This is a genomic window from Pseudoalteromonas sp. PPB1, from assembly GCF_015356275.1.
Classification (GTDB): Bacteria; Pseudomonadota; Gammaproteobacteria; order Enterobacterales; family Alteromonadaceae; genus Pseudoalteromonas; species Pseudoalteromonas rubra_D.
This window is the reverse complement of record NZ_JACEQV010000002.1, coordinates 285,033-299,346: the sequence shown is the minus strand read 5'-3', so window position 1 is coordinate 299,346 and position 14,314 is coordinate 285,033. Positions and strand designations below refer to the sequence as shown.

Below are 14,314 nucleotides of genomic sequence, written 5' to 3'. Positions count from 1 at the left end.
GTAATCTATTTCTTCCACGTATTTAATCTGTCCAGGCGATTATAAAAAGTAAACTCGGCAGACTTACGTATCAGGAGGTTACCTTCCGTTCGCTCTTCATATTGGCTCGAAGCCCAACGGTCGCAATTTTTGCAAAACGGCACTTTGTCCCAGTCGCCATTCTCGTGGTGTCTGCGAATTTCATTGAGTTTCTCGCCTTGCCAGACGTTTTTAACGCCTTCCTGGACCGCATTACCGACCACCACATCTTTAAACCCATCAAGACAGCAAATTGAGACATCTCCGTTCGTGTGGATTGTCATTGTTTCGTATAGTTCAGCACAGGGAATGCGTTTACTTTGGTCTATTTCTATATTCGGAAATTTACCTTCCTCAAATACTTCCCCAATTCTCACGAAGTCAACGATCTGGGTCCACTTTTCAATGAACTCTGCTTCTTCATGCAGATTCTCAGCTTGCTTTGTAAACGACACCCCGATCCTGGGTGAAGGCGCATCTCCACGAATAGCCAATAGTTGCTTAACATGCTGTTCAATTTTTTCCAGTTTCTCGACACCACGAATTTTGCTGAGCGTTTCATTTGTCGTAGAGTCGACACTGACCGTAATGCTATCAACGTCGATTTCAACCAGGTTGGCGGCCATTTTCTTATTGAGCAGCAGGCCATTTGAGTTCATTGATATTTTGAAACCCCTACGTTTCATGCTGTTGAGGTGCATCAAAATATCACGGCCCATGAGGGGCTCACTCCACAGTCCGGGTCCTATTGTTTCTGTATGACCCTCAATTTCATCGAGAATTTGCTTGGCGTCCGTTACCTTCATATTTTTCTTGATGATTTCCAGCACTTTTGGATCGTCTGTGTTGCCATGAACGACACACATGGGGCACTTTAAGTTACAGTCTGAACTCAAATCCATCAGTACTCTGTTGGGGTAGGGTTTCAGTGGTAGCTTATACTTGCTCATCTTTACCTCCGACACGGATCACGATTAAATCTCTATCAACGCGCGTATGATTTTTTTGTTGTGTAAGTCGTCCAGTGCAGTATTGACGTCCTCTAGCGGGTATGTGCGCGTTATCAGGTCATCCAGCTCAAGCTTTCCTTCGTTATACAGCGCAATAAATTTGGGAATATCGACATCCGGTCTGCTGGCACCGCCCCAACTACCACGAATAGATTTCCCTCGATGGAATGCGTGCGGCTCCAGTGAAATCTTCTCATCATCACGTGGATGAGAAGCGAAAATACACTGCCCGCCACCATCTTTGACCGATTCAAATGCTTGCTCGATTGTGCGAGTTTGGCCAGATGCTTCGATACTGTACTCGACTCCCTGGCCATCGGTAAGTGACTGAATCGCCGCAACGGGGTCTTGCTCTAGCGCATTAATGGTATGTGTTGCACCAAGCTTCTTTGCCATCGCGAGTTTTTCTTCCGTTACATCAACGGCAATTAGCATACGAGGCTGACCCAGCTTTGCAGCGATCAACGCGCTCATACCTATCCCGCCGAGACCAAAAACGGCCAGAGTACTGTTTGGCAGGGGCTGCAGTTCATTAAAGACTAAGCCTAATCCGGTCGGCAGGGCACAGCCCAGCAGCACAGCCAGCTTTTCCGGGAAGTCGTCAGGTAAGGTCACCAGCCGGTTTTCGGCAACTATGGTTTTTTCGCATAGCGTGGTCGCGCTGCCTGAGTTAATCAGGTAATCCTCATGAGGATACTTCCCACCAGGTGCATCCAGCCCGTCACCTTTGATCCAGCCTATAACGACCTTATCGCCGGGCGATACTTTAGTGACACCTTCACCTATGGTTTCGACAATGCCGACTCCTTCATGGCCGAGCAAGTGGGGCAAATATTTGTCTTCACCTCTGCCACCTTGCACTTCCATTAGCTGTGAATGACACAGTCCGCTGTACAAGAGTTTCACTTGCACTTGCCCTCGCGTCAGCGCGGGCATTTGAATGCCGTTGATGATTTCCAGAGGTTCACCGGTATTGAATAAAACAGCGGCTTTCATGACTTCCCCTTATTGGCAATTTTTTTAAAATAGTAATAGTTACTGATTGGCTTGTGTGCCTCGAAGTCTGGGACATCCGGGAAGGCATATTCGAGCAGTTCATAATCTGTGGAAACAAGCTCAAAGCCAAAATCGGATACCAGATCTATAAACTCTTGTTTAGTCCAGGCATTTTGATGGTTGAACTGAAAGTCGCTCTCAGTCGCTCGGACTTTTTGCGTCAGAATCTTTGAAATCTCGTTTATCGATTCTATTTTAAGAATCTCAGCGTATTGCGCACTGGAAAGCTTAGCGGGTCCGCAGTAACCTGCGCGGCTGGATGTTTGATTTTTGTATAGGTGGCCGTAGTCTGCATCCCAGAAGCTGGTAATAACGTTTGCGGCATGAGAGAGCGCGCAATCAGGATCGACATCATACTTTTGCCAGCACTGTAATAGCGCTTTCGACTGTGAGAACTGATCAAAATATTCCATGTCGCCATTGAGACCTGCCTCCCTTGCTGAATCAAAGTCCGGGATCTTAACTAACAGATCGCCATCGTGTTGCAGGATCCGCCAGCTTTCCGTCAGCAAATTGGCCAGTGTTTCATGGTTGATATGCTCAAAGAAGTGAGACGAGTAGACTAAGCTACAACTGTGATCTGAGTTGGGCAAACGGGTGTCTGGTGTAAAGCTAATTGGCTCTATGTTGGCTCCGTCGCATTCGTCGTAGCATATCCAGTTTTCACCATTAAAGTTTGCGCCGCCGCCCAGGTTGACTTTGTATGCCCCACAACGTTGCCAGGGTTTATAAGGAAACTCAGACACTAAACCGACTTTACGGACCTGAGTGTCTTTGTATTGATTGGTCGCCACAGTGAGTTCGCATACCAGTCTGTTCAGTTTGTCTGTAGACAGCCCGCGATGCTTGAGGCGACTGTTTTGAAAGAGCAAAAAAGTACCTTGTGGGCCTTCAACCGTCACCTGACTACCATCCTCGAGCTCCATCATGGTTGAGCCTGTGTTAGCAGATGGCGGGGTAATATAAAGCAAAATCTTTTTCACCGGTTTTGGCATGTTATCCAAGTGCAGCTTGTTTGAGCCGACATTGGAATTTAACACTTTGGCAAGTTTAGTGATGCGGCTATTGACGACTTTCCAGTGGCTTCCGAGTTGCTCTGCGATTTCATCATAATGTTGTTCCAGAAAATGCTGGATCAAGGTCTGTGCTTCAGTAGTGATCTCAAGCCGTTGTAAATCTGAGTTTTGCTCTCCTAACGCGTTAGAGAAGTAGTCAAAATCTTGTCGGCTTGACTCTAGGGTGTGATGTTGCTGTGGCAATGTGTCACATAAAATGCGAAAGCTGTCGGCAAATGCTTCATCTGACACCCCGATATAAAACCCCTGCTGCTGCAATTGAGAGCCTGTCCAGCCATGCTTTTTTCTGTATGAGGATTCTGCTAATGATTGATATTCAGTCCAGGCAGATTCTGAGATATAGAGCCTGTTCGTCACATTCTCGCTGTAGGGCATGAGTGGGATCAACTGAGATTTAAACTGCGCATTGTGCTTAACAAGGGCATGTTTAATCTCGCCGTAAAAAGAAATGGAAGACACCACAACAGGATGTGCGACTTCTTTTAACTCATAAGCACTAAGTACTTCTAGTGGTTCAGCTTTGGCCTCTCTGTCGAGGACTGCAAGTGGGGCTCTCAGGCCTTTTTCTTCAATATAACGCAGGATATCCAAGCCGCCGCCGCCCGAACCATAAACATAATAGTCTCTGTCTGATAAATTGTTTTCTCGATAAACGATTTCAAATCTCGTGGTAATTTCAGACATAGTGTTCCTCATTTTCTCGATAGGGCAAGTATTAATGCCTTGGTGCACGCTCAGCACTGGGACTTATAGCTTCATGCATTTCAGTCACACAAGCTGGCTGCTGACTCGATGTTCGATGCAATTGATGCAAAATATTTTTGGCTTTTAATCAATTGCATGACCTTTATTTCTTCTAGTTCACTAGGTTTTAAGCAATTTTTGTTCCATGAAAATTGACGGCGACTTTGTACATCGCCAATAAACTCATTTAACATGATTAAACACCATTTCAACTGAGTCAGTTCTAATATTGTCAGGAAAGTATCCTTTTGGCTCGGGACATGCTCAAACAAACGACTGGCGAAGAAGATATCTAGGGAGGTGAGGTCAACAGGTACCGCCGGTTGTGAGAAAAAATCACACAAGAGTTTCCAGCTGGTATCTATGCCTGCATATTCAAAGTCGAAGAAGACTATGCCCTGGCTCGTTTGCAATGCATTATGAAAGCCGAAGTCGGAAGGTGATAACACCTCTCTTGTTTGAGTGGTCTTAGCACCAGCGGGCAAGTGACAGAGCAGCTTGTTCGCCCGAGTCTGGATCTGTTGCAGCAAAGTCTTGAGGGCCCGGTTATCTTGTTGCGGTTGAAATCTGGCCAGTCGTTTCTCAATGATGCTATAAAACCCATACAGGGAGTCGGGGCTCTCCGACGCGATATTCAAGTGTGCTCTGGGCTGAGAAATGGCATTAATGTGCTCAAGAAATTGCAGAGCTTCTTTGACTGAACCGGGTTTTGCCTCAGTGACGGGGTCACCCTGAATAAAGCTAAAAAGGCTGACATACGCTTGTGCGTTGCAAGCAATGGGTTCTGGTACAGATGTGACGCCGTTTTGCCATAAGTACTGCGAAAAACCAAATTCGTTGGCAAGTTTATGACTCGATTGCGTGTGGTTGGGCGAGAAAGATTTTAGAAACCAACTTGTGCCTTTTGACACAATCTCATAACCGCGATTATTTGCGCCGCCATTAAGTGAGGCAATAGTAAAGTTTTCCGTGCCCAGCACGTCTTCTAACCAATGGCGCACCGCATCATTTATCATAACTTATCCGGAATATCAGACCAGAACTTAACAGGTGCTAAGGCCGGGTCGCCAGACCTGGTATTAAATAACACCTTTTTACAGTGAGCGGGGAATAAATCATGGTTGAATATGGATTCCAGATCATCAACAAACAGTTCACAGCCAAGCGTGCTAATACATAAAAGCTTGTCTTCTTTGGTTTCGTTGAAAAACAAGTCTGACTTTTCAAGCGGGGCATCGAGTGTGCCCACAAAACCATTGTCTTCTAACCAGCGGGTGGCAGCGACATGAAAATCGACGCGTTCACCTATGATGGGATAGCGTGTTTTATGCGAAATAAGCTTGAGAGTATGTCCCTGTTTACGCCATTTTCTGAGTGTCTCAAGGCAATCCGGATAAGGTTGTGCCTGAGAAATTTCTTTGCCGTAAACGATGCCTTGTAACTCAGTCCATCTGGTTTCGTTATCCTGGCTGATAAAGTGCTGCTTGACTTCATTTTTACTCTGGCCAACCGACTCAGGTAGCCAGCCAAGCGCACAGCCGACGCGATAAAACACGCCGGTGTAGTTGGCAATGGTGTTATCAAAATCAATACCTATGATCACACCACACCTCGCTCTGATAAGGTATTCATAATGTCAGTCACAGTCAGGCCTGCTTTAGCCCTGGCATCCGTGGTGGAATGCACCTGATCAATAAAGCGGTCCGGGATCCCGAAACGGTGAACCCGTGGCCAGTTTGGTTGCTCACTAAAATACTCCAAAACGGCGCTACCAAAGCCGCCACTGACATTGTGCTCTTCGAGTGTGATCACATGGTCGAACCGTGTCATGGCATCGTTCAGGTAATCTTCGTCGAGCGGTTTTACTGTGTGGAAACTCACCAGTTCAGGCGATAATCCACGTTCGTTCAATGTAGTTACTAGATCTTGCGCCAGTGGCATAATGGTGCCGGTACTGAGTACCGCAATGCGTTCACCGGGGCGCATGACATGCACTTTGCCAAAGGTAAGTGCAGGTTTACCTTCGTGGACTGCTGGTTCATTCTTTTTACCAATTCTGAAGTAACAGGGTGCATTGAGCTCGATCAACTGTGGCATCAGTTGTTCAAGTTCATAGGCATCAGCCGGACAGATCACGTGCATATTTGGCAAGGCGCGCATCAGGGCAATGTCTTCGAATGAGTGATGAGTCGGGCCCAGGTTGGCATACGACAAGCCAGAGCCGGTACCGACGATGATCACAGGCTGATTTTGATAGGCTATGTCAATCTTGATCTGTTCAAAGTTTCGTGACGTGGTAAACGGAGTAATAGTATAAATGAAAGGCTTGTGGCCCATCATCGCGCTGCCTGCGGCCATTGAGGCCATATTGGCTTCGGCTATTCCAGCATTGATGGTGCGATCTTCGGCAAACTCCTTTAAGGGGTTAAACAATCGATTGCCGATATCAGCGTAATAGAGCAACAGCGATGTGTCGTCTTTAGCAAGCTCAGTCAGGACTCGTGCAAACGCGTTTCTCATGATACTCCCAGCTCCTGTTTTGCGTGCGCTACTTCTTCTGTAGTTGGAATGCGGTAATGCCAGTTGTTGTCATTTTCCATAAATGACACGCCTTTGCCTTTTACTGTATCAGCAACAATGCACACAGGCTGTTGGATGGATTTTGCGGCTTCTAAAGCCTGTTCCAGCGCACTGAGGTCATGACCATCGACGCGTACTGTATGCCAGCCGAATGAACGCCATTTCTCTTCAAGCGGCTCCAGATGCATAATCTTGGTACTTTCACCAGTCCCTTGTAACTTGTTAAAGTCGACAATGGCAACCAGGTTACTTAAGCGCTTGCCGGCTGCAAACATCGCAGCTTCCCAGACAGTGCCCTCATTGATTTCACCGTCGCCCATAAGTACATAAAATCGGTTTTTAGCGCCCTTGAGCTGGGTGCTCAGTGCCATTCCGGTTGCCAGAGATAATGCATGACCTAAAGAGCCTGAGACTGTTTCTACACCAGCGGGGGCATGTATTCCCGGATGCTCTTCAAACTGGCTACCTGTCTGGCCATGTTCATACAGAGCGGCGGGAGAAAAGTAATCACGATAGGCGAGGGTGGTGTAAAGTGCGCTGGCGGCATGCCCTTTACCGAGTAAAAAATAATCTCTTTCGGGGTTGTCTGGCTCGTTGGGCGTGATGTGCATTGTACGCCAGTACAATACTGTCAGAATATCAACGCAGGACAAACAACTGCCCAGATGCGGTGTTTTAGTCTGGCTGGACACGTCACACAGGGTGTAACGTATCTGCGCTGCGATGGAGTTCAAAGTCATAATATGCCTAAGGAATAAACCAATAAAAATCGCCAGTGTAACCGTTGTCACGGAAGAACTGTTTCCAGTCATCCACATGCATAATCGTCTTGGCAGTCAGTGCCCATTCCATCATGCGTTCTTTTTCTTCGTCGTTGCGATAAGCATCAACGGTAATGAAAGACTTGCCACGGCTGACGCGTTCTATTTCACGCAGTGCCATGGCACATTCATTTTCTTCCAGGTTGTGAATGGTGTTGATTGACATCACCACATCAAAGCTATTGTCTTCGTAGGGCAGCGCTTTGGCGTTGCCTTGCGTCAGCAGATCTTTGACTTCTTCTTTGGCATGTTCCAATGCGTATTCTGAAATATCCAGTCCGCGCAATGTCATACCTGGGATCAACTGTTGCAGGTCATACAGCATAAAGCCTTTTGCACATCCCACGTCTAGCAGGCTGGAGCTTGCATCGAGGCCGAAGTGTGCTTTGAGATCCGGTACCACGGGTTGCCAGAAACGGGGGAAGTAACTAAAGCCACCATAACCATAGGTACGATCGCCATCAAAGAAGTCCTTGCCATATTGTCTGGCAATTTCACGGTCCGCTTCGGTGATTACGTTGGCGCGGCCTTTGGTATCGCGCTTAGATTTAGGGTAATTTCTTAATAAATCGATTTCTTGTCCGGACATGGGGATCTCACGCTTTATGAATGTAGTCATGGGGTAATGTGCCAAGTTCGCTCTGGTACTGTTTCACCCAGGCGATGGTGCGCTCCAGGCCGTTTTCCAGCGAGACTTGATCCTGCCAGTTGAGTTCTGAGCGGACCTTGTTGCTGTCCAGCAGGTAAGCTGCATCTTTGCCGAGGCGGTCTTCTGTGACAGCGCAGACCTGTTCAAAGGGCACTTGCAGCATGTCGCAGATAAGCTCAACTAATGCGCGAATGGTGATCATGCGCTCGGTCGAAATATGATACGTCTCGCCCAGTGTGCCGTGATTGCCTATTTTCAGTGTGGCATCTGACACATCATCGATATGAATAAATGAACGGGTAGAGTGACCGCCGCCGTGCAGGGGTAATACCTTACCTAACAAGGCAAACAAAATGGTTCTTGGGATAATGCGATAAAGTTGTTGGCCTTCACCATACACATTCGCTGCACGGGTAAATAGTACAGGGAATTTGTAGACATCAAAAAACGTATGCAAGCTCATATCTGCTGCAGCACGAGACACCGCATAAGGAGTGCTCGGTTGGTAGTTACTGTGCTCTTGGACCAGGCCTTCGCAGCTACCGTAGACCTCAGGCGTGGAGATATGCACGTACTTGTCCAGGTGATCTAGGTCCTTGAGCTGATTATGCAGCTTGATGGTCGAGACAGCGTTGGTCATAAACCAGTGTTCTGGATATTGCCAGCTTTGTCCCACCATACTCTGTGCAGCAAAGTTATAGACAGTATTGACTTTATGGCGTTTGATGAGCGCCATGATGTCGTCCAACTGGTGGTTCAGGTCGAGCTGATGAAAGTCTGGCTGGTTTGCCTGCCACTTGTAGGGCAATAGCGCGCTATGGGGTTCTGCTGAGCGGCTGACAGCCAGCACTGAATGTTCTTGTTTTAGTAAATGGGCGCAAAACGATGCGCCCGAAAAGGAGTTACTACCGAGTACAAGGATTGGCGCATTAGCCATGATTGAGCTCCTGATAAAGGGCTTTCATTAAAATATGTCCGATCACCACTTGGGTATCCTCAGAGATCTGCATGTCCTGGATCGCAAAGTGAAATGCCTGGTCGACCAGTGGCTTGGCTTTACCACCATCAAAACCGAGTATCCCGACGGTATGCATACCGAGCAAGTGAGCTTGCTCTATAGCACGAATGATATTGCCTGAATTGCCGCTACCTGAGAGCACCATCAGCACATCGTGCTTACCTGCTTTTACCTTAAGTTGATGGGCAAAAATGTTGTCGTAACCGATGTCATTGCCGAGGCAAGTTAACACTGAACTATTTGCTGCCAGCGCCTCAACTTTGAGGGCATCTCCTTGAGGGTGAACACCAAATGTAAAGTCGTTCGCAAGGTGGATGGCGTTGGCCGCAGACCCGCCATTACCACATAAATACAAGGTACCGCCTTTGGCTTTCATATCCAGTAAAGTACTGACCAACTGTTTAATTTCATTGCCATCGAGCTGTGCCAGCACCTGACTCAGTGTATGCACATAGTCTTCGGTTAGGGCGACAATGGGATCCCGGCGAGGGATTGGGGCGACGATGCCTTGTTGCTTGCTCATAATACTTCCCGCTGCATCCATTTAAGGTTATAGAAGCGATCTTCATTTTTTAACTGGCCTGCGCGATACGCGGCGATCAGCTCTTCAATCGCAGTGGCGACATTTTTAGTTGGCTTAAAGCCAGTCTCAAGGAGTTTGTCTGAGTTGATGCGGTAACACCTTGGGTCGTTTGAAGGTGTCACTTCAATGTCGCACTCCACCTGAGCTTTTACCATGTTCGCGATATCCATGATGGAGATATTCTCAAAGCCTGCATTGAACACCCCACTGGTTTTCTCTGGGTGTTCCAGCATATAGATATACAGGTCAGTAATATCGTCAATATGGATGTTTGGCCTTACTTGCGCACCACCAAAAACGGTGATTTTGCCATTTTCAAGTGCCTGCATCGTCAACATATTGACGGATACATCCAGTCTTTGACGGGGTGACAACCCACATACGGTGGCAGGGCGAACAATTTGTACAGCCATATCGTCGGCATAGCTTAGTAGCACACGCTCGGCGACCATTTTGGTTTTGTTATATTCTGAGATGGGCTCTAAAGTTAGGTCTTCAGTGACCTGCTCTTCATCTTTCACACCGTAGACACTGCCTGAAGAGGCGTAAATGAATTGCTTGATACCGGCACGTTTCGCTTTGTCTGCCAGCTGCATTGTGGCCAGTGCGCTCACTTCCCAGGTCAGTTTGGGGTCCAGGTCACCGCATGGGTCATTGGCAATAGAGGCCAGGTGAATAATGCTATCCACGCCGCTCAGTTCGATGTCTGAGGTATGACGCACATCACCTTTAATTACAGTGAGGTTTTTGTGTTCAGGCAGGAAGTTACCGAACCATTGGGTGTCCAGCGCGATAACCTGGTAGCCTTTGGCGAGCAGCTTAGGTACTAATACCGTGCCCTTATATCCGGTGGCACCGGTCACTAAAACGGTTTTATTGCTCATTTTTCTCTCTTTTTGAATATTTTAATCACCCGGTATGACAATGCTAACGCAAATATCGTGCCTAAAATGCAGGTGTCAAAGACCTACTCTGTGTTAAACAGTTTTTTGTTCAACGTGCTTATTTATATCGGCAAGGTGGGGATGATTCTTTAATGTTTCTAACAACTCGCTGAAACCAAAGTCGAGGCGATTATCCAATTGCTGATATATTGCCTTAATTGCGGTGTAGTCGTCCGGCTCGTCTAGTGTCAGCCGATAGTGGCTGTGGTCGTCGCCTGCACTGATGATGTGGCTATTCATGGTATTGAACTTTGCCATACCTAAAGTGACATGCTCTCTGTCTGGTGCGCTTGTTGCGAGCTGGTGTGTGCGCGCCAGCAATCGAAATGCGAATACACAGGTATCGAGGCCGCGAGGAAAACCGCTATGTGGGCCGAGGCTGACCATATCTACGTCATGATTGTGGTAGTAAGTGATGGCTTGACGAACCAAATCAGCATCAATGAGAGGACAGTCACTGGTCAGGCGTACAATGGCGGTATTGTCTTGTGCACCAAACTGACGGGCTGCCAGATAGTAGCGACTCAGTACATCTTCCGTACTGCCCCGAAAATACTTCACTCCAAGACGTTGACACAGAGCGACGATAGGGTGTTCGCTGCCATCGTCGGTCGTTGCTACGATCACATTTTCCGTCAAATCTTGAAGTCGCTCCAACATCACTTGCAGCACAGTGCTAGTACACAGTGGCAGCAGTACTTTGCCGGGTAGACGAGTAGAGGTCATTCTTGCCTGAATAATGATCTGAACTTTATTCATTGAAGTCATTGTTATCATTGTAATTGAGATCAATATAGCAAATGATTACACTCAAAGACAGAGACAAAGTGGCGTTGAAGCGCGCGAACCTATTGACTTTGGACAATGTTTATTCATTTTTTCAAAAAGGGCGCACTTTTTGCTTAACTTGATAGAGATGCCAGCGTAAAACAAGAAGGCGTACAGTGAATTTTCAGAAACAGATTACCATAGCAGGTGACCAAGTTGGCCATGACCAGCCCTGCTACATCATTGCAGAAATGTCTGCAAACCATGGCCAATCTTTAACCAAGGCCAAAGAGTTGGTTTATGCGGCAAAAGAAGCAGGAGCCAATGCGATTAAGCTGCAAACCTACACCGCAGATACCCTGACCATGGATTGTAAATTGCCACATTTTGAGGCTACGGGCCCATGGCAGGGGCAATATTTGTATGACCTTTATAAAGGGGCCTACATGCCCTGGGACTTTCATGCTGAGCTGTTTGAGTTGGCTGAAAAAATTGGTATTACCTGCTTCTCATCCCCTTTTGACAAAACGGCCGTTGATTTGCTGGCTCAGCTGAATGCGCCGGCCTACAAAATTGCCTCGCCGGAGTTAATTGATCATCAACTTATCCGCGATGTTGCAGCAACCAACAAGCCTGTGATTATGTCGACAGGGGGAGCGACTTTGGTTGAGATTGCTGAAGCCGTAAAAGTGGCAGAGGAAGCGGGTATTAAAGAACTATGTTTGATGAAGTGCACCAGTACTTATCCGGCGCCTGCAGACAGCATTAATCTGCGTACCATTCCACACATGCGAGAAGCCTTTGACTGCCCTGTCGGCTTGTCTGATCATACTTTAGGTAATGACGTGCCTTTGGCATCCGTGGCTGTGGGCGCTTGCATGATTGAAAAACACTTTGTGATGAGCAAAGAAGACGATACCGCTGACAGCTTTTTCTCAATGACACCTGATGAATTAGCAGCCCTGGTGCATGGCGTGCGGCAAATAGAAATGGCGATGGGGCAGGTTCATTACCCGAGTGAGGCGTCCAAAGCACGCCGCTGTGTTTACATCGTTAAAGACATTCAAGCAGGTGAGCGGATCACTGCAGAGCATGTGGCACAGATGCGTCCGGGTGGCGGCGAGATCATGCCCAAATCGTTACCAGATGTGATTGGCCGCACGGTAAATAAGGCGCTGATACGCGGGATGCAGTTGAGCTGGGGAGATATGCTATGAGCATACAGCGTGAAGCCGTAGTGGTTTTGTTAAAAGAGTTTTTCGAAGCGCGCGCTGTGGTTGTAAGCGAAGCGGACTTTGAGTCCTTCGACTTTATTGCCGCAGGGGTGCTGGACTCTTTCGAAGTATTGTCGATGATCATGCACATTGAAGCGCATTTGGGGTTGTCTGTCCCACCGGAATTGCTGCTTGAGTCAAGCAATGCACAAGTGGGTAATTTTGTTGATGCCATAGTGGCACTCGCATGATAGCAATTCGTGTGGATACGCGCTGTGGCCTGGGCCACTTTATGCGCATGAAGTGGCTGGCCAAAGCGCTGATTGAGCAACATCAGCAAGTGGTAATGCTGGTGGACGAAAACACGGTGCCCGCGCGCTTTTATCAAGATATGAATATCGTATTGGTTGAAGTACCGCAGCAGCCGGATCCGGTCAGTGACGCGCAGTTTGCTCTGGATATTTTGGCGCATCGAGGTGATATGGTCAGTCGCTGGGTGGTCGATGGATATGGTTTCGATGTGCGCTGGGAATCACGCATCCGGCAAAGTGGCGTGCCGTTGTTGGCAATGGATGACTTAGCCCGCGAGCACGTCGCCGATTTAGTGGTTGATGCTAAATGGCAAGGGTCACAAACCGCTGTGCGTTATGATGGAAAGCTGGCAGCACACAGCCAGACTTTACTGGGGCCGGATTACAGCATTTTGGCACCAGAATATCACTGTCCAGCGGCTCAAACGCGTGATGGCGGACTATTATTTTCGCTGGGTGGCGGCGGAGATTGGCATGTGCCAGCTGCATGGATAGACCGTTTACTTAAAACGCCTCCACAAGGGCTTGAAACCACAGCGATAAAAGTGGTGATTGGACCTAAAGCGACAGGCACTGAACAGCTGCGCTCTTTGGCAGCACAACACCCACGGCTGACTTTAATTGAACAGGCAACTAGTCTCGCACAATATTATCAGCGCTGTGGCCTGTTTGTGGGGGCGCTCGGGACATCCCTATATGAACTGGCCGCAACACAAACGCCTGCGCTGAGTTTTAGTCTGGCCGATAATCAGAATAATGCCCAGGCAGATTTGGAAGCGCTGGGTCATTATCTCCATATTCCCAACCTGTTGACACATGCTACGCATAAAGTGGTTGAGTTGATCGCCTCGTTATTCAGTGCACATACTCGGGTGCAACAATTGTGTTCAGAGGCTTCTGTCATCGTGGATGGGATGGGGGCTAAACGTATCGCGTCTGTACTGTTAGGCAACGCTGTATCGGGTTTGACATTGGCGCGTAGCGCTTCGAGTGAGCCTGGAGTGAGCTGGGCGCTTGCAGATAACTTACACTTGTATCCTGTGACAGATAAACACATCAACAGTTACCTTAACGCACGTAATCGCAGCGACAATGCCTGGCGTATGACGATTACCGACCGCATTGATAAAGTTGATCATTATCGCTGGTGGTTCCGTCAAACACGTGACTCATTTGTGCTGTCGCAAGACGGTGAACCATTACTCTATGTCTGGCATCAATGTGCGGAAATAGCAGGGCAGACTTATCTGTTTGGTGGCTGGTTTGCAGCCAGTGATAAGGTGAATTTTGTGCATGCGCAACTGATCTTGCGATGGCAGCTATCACACACGGCTCAGGTTTATCCTGATGCAATTTGGGTGGCAGTGATCAACAAGCAAAACCGGTTTGTCAACTTGCTGAACGAGCGCGCCGGCTTTGTTGCGTTGACTGAAAATGAGCCCGGTCATGACGCCGCGCGGCTGCTTTTTCCCAATGCCAGTCCCGCAGACTTTAATTTTGTTGCCAAATATCCATAGAGGAC

General features: G+C 47.9%; 15 protein-coding genes. 3 read left to right on the top strand and 12 right to left on the bottom strand.

What is annotated here, in order from left to right; all coding sequences use genetic code 11:
- Nucleotides 1-5: 5 nt before the first annotated feature.
- The 12 genes from IY568_RS03650 to IY568_RS03595 form a co-directional block, all read right to left on the bottom strand.
- On the bottom strand, nt 6-968 hold the full coding sequence (locus IY568_RS03650; protein WP_049863686.1) for a radical SAM/SPASM domain-containing protein: 963 nt from the start codon (nt 966-968) through the stop codon (nt 6-8).
- A gap of 24 nt (nt 969-992) precedes the next feature.
- Nucleotides 993-2,024 carry a zinc-binding dehydrogenase gene (locus IY568_RS03645; protein WP_194866801.1) on the bottom strand — a complete coding sequence of 344 codons (1,032 nt, stop codon included), beginning with the start codon at nt 2,022-2,024 and terminating at the stop codon, nt 993-995.
- Entirely contained in the window at nt 2,021-3,844 is a 1,824-nt protein-coding gene (locus IY568_RS03640; RefSeq protein WP_164517624.1) for a hypothetical protein, read from the bottom strand. The genes IY568_RS03645 and IY568_RS03640 overlap by 4 nt, the downstream gene beginning before the upstream one ends.
- A gap of 80 nt (nt 3,845-3,924) precedes the next feature.
- Nucleotides 3,925-4,920: an aminoglycoside phosphotransferase family protein gene (locus IY568_RS03635; protein ID WP_194866800.1), complete on the bottom strand. Its 996-nt coding sequence runs from the start codon at nt 4,918-4,920 to the stop codon at nt 3,925-3,927.
- Complete coding sequence (locus IY568_RS03630) at nt 4,917-5,507, bottom strand: HAD family hydrolase (protein WP_125563857.1); 591 nt, start codon at nt 5,505-5,507, stop codon at nt 4,917-4,919. Before IY568_RS03630 ends, IY568_RS03635 begins: the two co-directional genes overlap by 4 nt.
- Complete coding sequence (locus IY568_RS03625) at nt 5,504-6,424, bottom strand: transketolase family protein (protein WP_194866799.1); 921 nt, start codon at nt 6,422-6,424, stop codon at nt 5,504-5,506. The genes IY568_RS03630 and IY568_RS03625 overlap by 4 nt, the downstream gene beginning before the upstream one ends.
- Nucleotides 6,421-7,224, bottom strand: coding sequence for a transketolase (locus tag IY568_RS03620; RefSeq protein ID WP_194866798.1), 804 nt, complete (start codon nt 7,222-7,224; stop codon nt 6,421-6,423). The genes IY568_RS03625 and IY568_RS03620 overlap by 4 nt, the downstream gene beginning before the upstream one ends.
- Before the next feature lie 7 nt (nt 7,225-7,231).
- Nucleotides 7,232-7,924, bottom strand: a complete 693-nt coding sequence (locus tag IY568_RS03615) for a class I SAM-dependent methyltransferase (protein WP_228553102.1) — start codon at nt 7,922-7,924, stop codon at nt 7,232-7,234.
- Nucleotides 7,902-8,891, bottom strand: coding sequence for a GDP-mannose 4,6-dehydratase (locus IY568_RS03610; protein WP_125563853.1), 990 nt, complete (start codon nt 8,889-8,891; stop codon nt 7,902-7,904). The genes IY568_RS03615 and IY568_RS03610 overlap by 23 nt, the downstream gene beginning before the upstream one ends.
- Entirely contained in the window at nt 8,884-9,495 is a 612-nt protein-coding gene (locus IY568_RS03605; protein WP_125563851.1) for an SIS domain-containing protein, read from the bottom strand. The genes IY568_RS03610 and IY568_RS03605 overlap by 8 nt, the downstream gene beginning before the upstream one ends.
- Entirely contained in the window at nt 9,492-10,439 is a 948-nt protein-coding gene (locus IY568_RS03600) for an NAD-dependent epimerase/dehydratase family protein (RefSeq protein WP_125563849.1), read from the bottom strand. Before IY568_RS03600 ends, IY568_RS03605 begins: the two co-directional genes overlap by 4 nt.
- Before the next feature lie 93 nt (nt 10,440-10,532).
- Nucleotides 10,533-11,258 (bottom strand): cytidylyltransferase domain-containing protein, encoded by a 726-nt coding sequence (locus IY568_RS03595; protein WP_125563847.1) that lies wholly within the window; start codon nt 11,256-11,258, stop codon nt 10,533-10,535.
- 185 nt (nt 11,259-11,443) lie between these two features.
- Here IY568_RS03595 and pseI point away from each other — a divergent pair, with 185 nt between their 5' ends.
- Genes pseI through IY568_RS03580 form a run of 3 tightly spaced genes read left to right on the top strand, consistent with a single transcriptional unit; the run spans nt 11,444 to nt 14,309 of the window.
- Nucleotides 11,444-12,484 carry a pseudaminic acid synthase gene (gene pseI, locus IY568_RS03590; protein WP_194866797.1) on the top strand — a complete coding sequence of 347 codons (1,041 nt, stop codon included), beginning with the start codon at nt 11,444-11,446 and terminating at the stop codon, nt 12,482-12,484.
- Nucleotides 12,481-12,732 carry a phosphopantetheine-binding protein gene (locus IY568_RS03585; protein ID WP_125563843.1) on the top strand — a complete coding sequence of 84 codons (252 nt, stop codon included), beginning with the start codon at nt 12,481-12,483 and terminating at the stop codon, nt 12,730-12,732. Before pseI ends, IY568_RS03585 begins: the two co-directional genes overlap by 4 nt.
- Complete coding sequence (locus tag IY568_RS03580) at nt 12,729-14,309, top strand: pseudaminic acid biosynthesis protein PseG (protein WP_194866796.1); 1,581 nt, start codon at nt 12,729-12,731, stop codon at nt 14,307-14,309. Before IY568_RS03585 ends, IY568_RS03580 begins: the two co-directional genes overlap by 4 nt.
- Nucleotides 14,310-14,314: the final 5 nt, after the last annotated feature.